Source organism: Streptomyces sp. NPDC055140 (genome assembly GCF_053607285.1).
Window position 1 is genome coordinate 1 of record NZ_JBSGTG010000127.1, and the last position, 3,480, is coordinate 3,480.

Annotated in this window: 6 protein-coding genes; 1 reads left to right on the forward strand and 5 read right to left on the reverse strand. The window is 66.7% G+C overall.

The window, feature by feature from the left end; all coding sequences use genetic code 11:
• From ACWFR4_RS48095 to ACWFR4_RS48115, 5 genes are all read right to left on the reverse strand, one after another.
• Window positions 1-276, reverse strand: a 276-nt coding sequence (locus ACWFR4_RS48095; protein WP_453658229.1) for an alpha/beta fold hydrolase, incomplete at its 3' end; no start/stop codon positions are given.
• Between the two features lie 98 nt (window positions 277-374).
• The gene (locus tag ACWFR4_RS48100) at window positions 375-911 is read right to left on the reverse strand and encodes a GNAT family N-acetyltransferase (RefSeq protein ID WP_453658231.1); all 537 of its coding nucleotides are present in this window, start codon (window positions 909-911) and stop codon (window positions 375-377) included.
• Window positions 912-1,280: 369 nt separating this feature from the next.
• A complete protein-coding gene (locus ACWFR4_RS48105; protein ID WP_453658233.1) occupies window positions 1,281-2,423 on the reverse strand; it encodes a hypothetical protein in 1,143 nt (380 codons plus the stop codon).
• Between the two features lie 56 nt (window positions 2,424-2,479).
• Entirely contained in the window at window positions 2,480-2,701 is a 222-nt protein-coding gene (locus ACWFR4_RS48110; protein ID WP_453658235.1) for a hypothetical protein, read from the reverse strand.
• A gap of 12 nt (window positions 2,702-2,713) precedes the next feature.
• Entirely contained in the window at window positions 2,714-2,995 is a 282-nt protein-coding gene (locus tag ACWFR4_RS48115; RefSeq protein WP_453658237.1) for a hypothetical protein, read from the reverse strand.
• Window positions 2,996-3,191: 196 nt separating this feature from the next.
• Between ACWFR4_RS48115 and ACWFR4_RS48120 the strand changes: the two genes are divergently transcribed.
• Window positions 3,192-3,476 carry a DUF6300 family protein gene (locus ACWFR4_RS48120; protein WP_453658239.1) on the forward strand — a complete coding sequence of 95 codons (285 nt, stop codon included), beginning with the start codon at window positions 3,192-3,194 and terminating at the stop codon, window positions 3,474-3,476.
• The last annotated feature ends 4 nt before the right edge of the window (window positions 3,477-3,480 follow it).

Sequence of the window (3,480 nt, forward strand, 5' to 3'; positions counted from 1 at the left end):
GCACGCGCCTCTCGCGGCGCTCTCCAGCGCGCTCATCGACCTCATCGAGTGCGCGGCCACGATGGCCGGTGTGTCCGCGCTGAAGGCGCTCAGCACGGCCTCCAGGTCGTCGGCCAGGACGCCGATGCCCGCTGAGGGAGAGCCATGGGTCGAGGCTCCGTGCCCGCGCTGGTCGAAAGCGAGAAGCCGCACCCCGTGATCAGCCCGGAGGTGGAGGAGCACCTCGTCCCACACGGCGGCGGAGGCCGACCAGCCATGCGCCAGGACCAGCGTCACGTTGGGGGTGGCGCTGGCCTCACGCCGGTAGACAGCGAGGCGCGCACCGCGGCCGGGACAGGTGCAGCGGCTCTGCTGCCATGTTGAGGTCCATCGGACTACCCAACGGGGACCGTGAGGTCGACGGTCGAACTGTGCCTGGCCGACGGGGCGACGCCGAGCGCCCTCATGATCTTGAGTATCCGCACATTGTCGGAGCCGGTCATGACGACTATTGAGGAGCAGCCGAAGGCGCGGGCCTGCGTGCGGGCATACTGCACCAGAGAGGTGCCCAACCCTCGGCTCTGCCACGGATCCTCGATCATGATGCCGAGCTCGGCCTCATCGGCCTCAGTCGTACGGACCAGGTTGGTGGTCGCGACGATCCGGTGTGGATCATTTTCGGGATAGGTGATCCAGGTGAGGCTACGGTCGGGGTGGGTCAGGTGATGGAACTCGGCGAGGCGGAGTGATCGCCGAGCGGCCTGGTAGCGGGAGAAGCGCGTCGCGAGCGAGCAGCGTTCGTGGAGCGCGTTCACCGCGTCGAAGTCATCGAGCGTCGCGGCGCGGGTGACAGTTTGGGTGGCGGCGTGCGTGAGACCGGAGGCGGCGGCGGCCTGTTGTGTCGTGGCGGTAGCCAGGGCAGGGGTGGGCAAGGTAGGCCTCAGCTCGGAGTTGGGGCAACGGGGGCTCAGGACACGGTGCTGGATTGCCGCAACCGTTGGTAGCCCTGCCGAGGGCTACTGACCGGGGCCCGGCACCACCACTTGAGGCGCCGTACCCTGTGGCGGGATTGCGGTCCGTGCCGGAAGGCTGGCCGCCGCAGGGGGGCCACCTTCATCGGGGTCCGCTGGGACAGATGTGGGCGGTTGCCTTCGCGGGCACTGGATCTTGATCGACGCGCTGCTGGACACGGCTGGGGCTCGACTCATCCTGGCCCTGCGGTCGTCCGTCGAACAGGGAACGGCAGGCGCAGCCCTGCTGGAGGGGCTGGGCGGCCTACCTCGCTGGCTGGTCGGCAAGAGTCAGGCGGGGCTACGAGAGGCGATCAGCCGATTGGTCAGTTCCACCGTGGCGAGGTACCACCAGAAGATCCAGTCGAGGAACGCTTCGTCGTACTCGCGTTGCTGACCGGCGTTGCTGTGGCGCAGGTCGAAGCTGTTGGCGATCTGGAACAGGGCTCCTTCGTCCTTCTTGTGGAGGTGCTCTTTGATCAGGGTGCGGCGTTCCTCGAGGATGCGGGCGAGGTTGAAGATCGCCGATCTCTTGCTCTCAGCCGATGTGTCACGTGCGCGGAAGAGGGCGATGGCGTGGCGAACGCCGGCGGTGGCGTCGGGCGGGCTGTCTTTGAGGGCGTGGTGCACCAGCTGGCTGCGGGCGTCGTCAGTGACGGCGACCAGGCGCCCGAGGTCCTCGCCTTCGGCGGCCAGTTCGTACTCGATGCCGGCCGAGCGCAGCAGTTGGTTGACCTTCCACCGGTACAGGATGCGTGCCGGACCGTTGTGGAACTCCGAGTGGTGCCATCCACAGCCGCTGTAGGAGTGGTAGCGCCGCATGCGGGGGCGGCTCACCAGGTCGTGGAACACCTCGATCAGCCCGTAGAAGGTGTCTTCGTCCCAGGTCTCCGGTGTCAGAGGCCACAGATCTGGGATGCCAAGGCGTCTGTCGATCACCTCTGAAGGGTCGGGCAGCTCGTTATGATCGTCGACGCATTCCTCGTCGAACACCTCAGCCAGGTAGCCCTTGTCCTCGAACTCACCGACGATCCGTGCGAAGTCACGTCGTGTGTCCCGTGGAGTGCTGCCGTCATGTGACAGCCCGCTGCCGCGGCGCTGCGGCCAGTAGGGCCGGGGGGCTGCCGCATGCCGGAGCTCGCCCGCCCGGTTGACCAGTTCGGTGAACCACTCCCGTTTGCCCGTCCCGGCCCGGCTGCCCCAGCCCGGTGCGGTGGATGACCAGGGGTCGTCCGTAGGCGCATCGCGGTCTGGCAGTTCCTCGAAGTCCGCGACCGCGGTGGTGCCGGCCAGGGCCTCGGTGATGAGCCAGGTTGCTCGGTCTACCCATGAAGAGTCCGAGGTGCGATCGGAGGCGCGAAGGATGCGCTCGCCTTCGGATGCGAGTAGCTCTGCGGGCCAGAGGAGTTCGTAGTTGCTCAGGTCCAGACTCACCGCAACATCATCACCCATCAGGGATGTCTCCCGGCCCTGAGTGACGGATTCCGTTCTCAGTCTTGGATGAGGTCCTGAAACTGCGGGCATCCGACGGCATGCCACTCCCTGACGAGGACTTCCCCCTCTACAAACACGACCTCGGCGTGCCAGGGCAGGCAGTCGTGGCACGCATGGATCTCGTACGAGTTGCCGTCGTCGTCGAACGCCTTGAGGTCGACGGAGCCGACGGACGCCCGGTAGGTGAGGTCCTGCTGCGGATCGGAGTGGTCTGCCATGTCGGTCAGTATCTACGCGCTCTGGTGTTCGGACGGCCCTTCGGGGCCGGGATCACGCGCTGGGATTTCGCTGCGGCAGTCTTTGCATTCGACGGTCTGGGGCAGCGTCGTGAAGCGGATCCCGGAGATGCCGTAGGAGCCGTCGATGCGGTAACTTCCGCAGACCGGGCACGGCGTGGCCTGGAAGTCCTTGTCGCATCGCAGGCACCGGCCGTGCTTCACGTCGCCCTCACCCTGCTCCATGATGGTGTCGTTACTTCCACACCTCGCGCAGTGCACCTGGATCTCGTCCACGTTCCTCCTTCGATGGTCGCTGTGGCAGGGACATGGAACCAGGTGCTGGCAGATTCCGCTCACGCGCTATCCCCTGCCGACAGAGTCCAGCCGTCCGGGGCGGTGCCATCGTTGCCCGTGGGGTTGACGAGGCAGGTCTGCGGGTCTTGGGTGAAGGCTCACGTTATGAGTAAGGGGGCGTCATATACCCCAGGTTGTGCGATCCGACCGCTTGCCACAATGCTCGCGCTGCGTGGTGACCTGCACCAGCGCGGTGATGCCGAAGAACGACGAACACGGACGGCCGATCCACCTGGACCTGTGCGCGGTCTGCGACGCGGACGCGCCTGCGGCCGCCGCGCTGATCCGGTTCTTCGTCGACAGCGGCGGGCGCGATACCTCCCGGTCGGAGGAGGGCGCGCGGCTGTTGATGGAGTCGACGAAGGAAGGCATGGCCGCCCACGGCTGGTTCTGGGAAGAGAGGCCGTCCAGCCAGAACTGAACTG

Excerpts from the sequence above, each read along its gene's own strand:
- ACWFR4_RS48110 (WP_453658235.1), bottom strand. The coding sequence starts at position 2,701 with ATGGCAGACCACTCCGATCCGCAGCAGGACCTCACCTACCGGGCGTCC.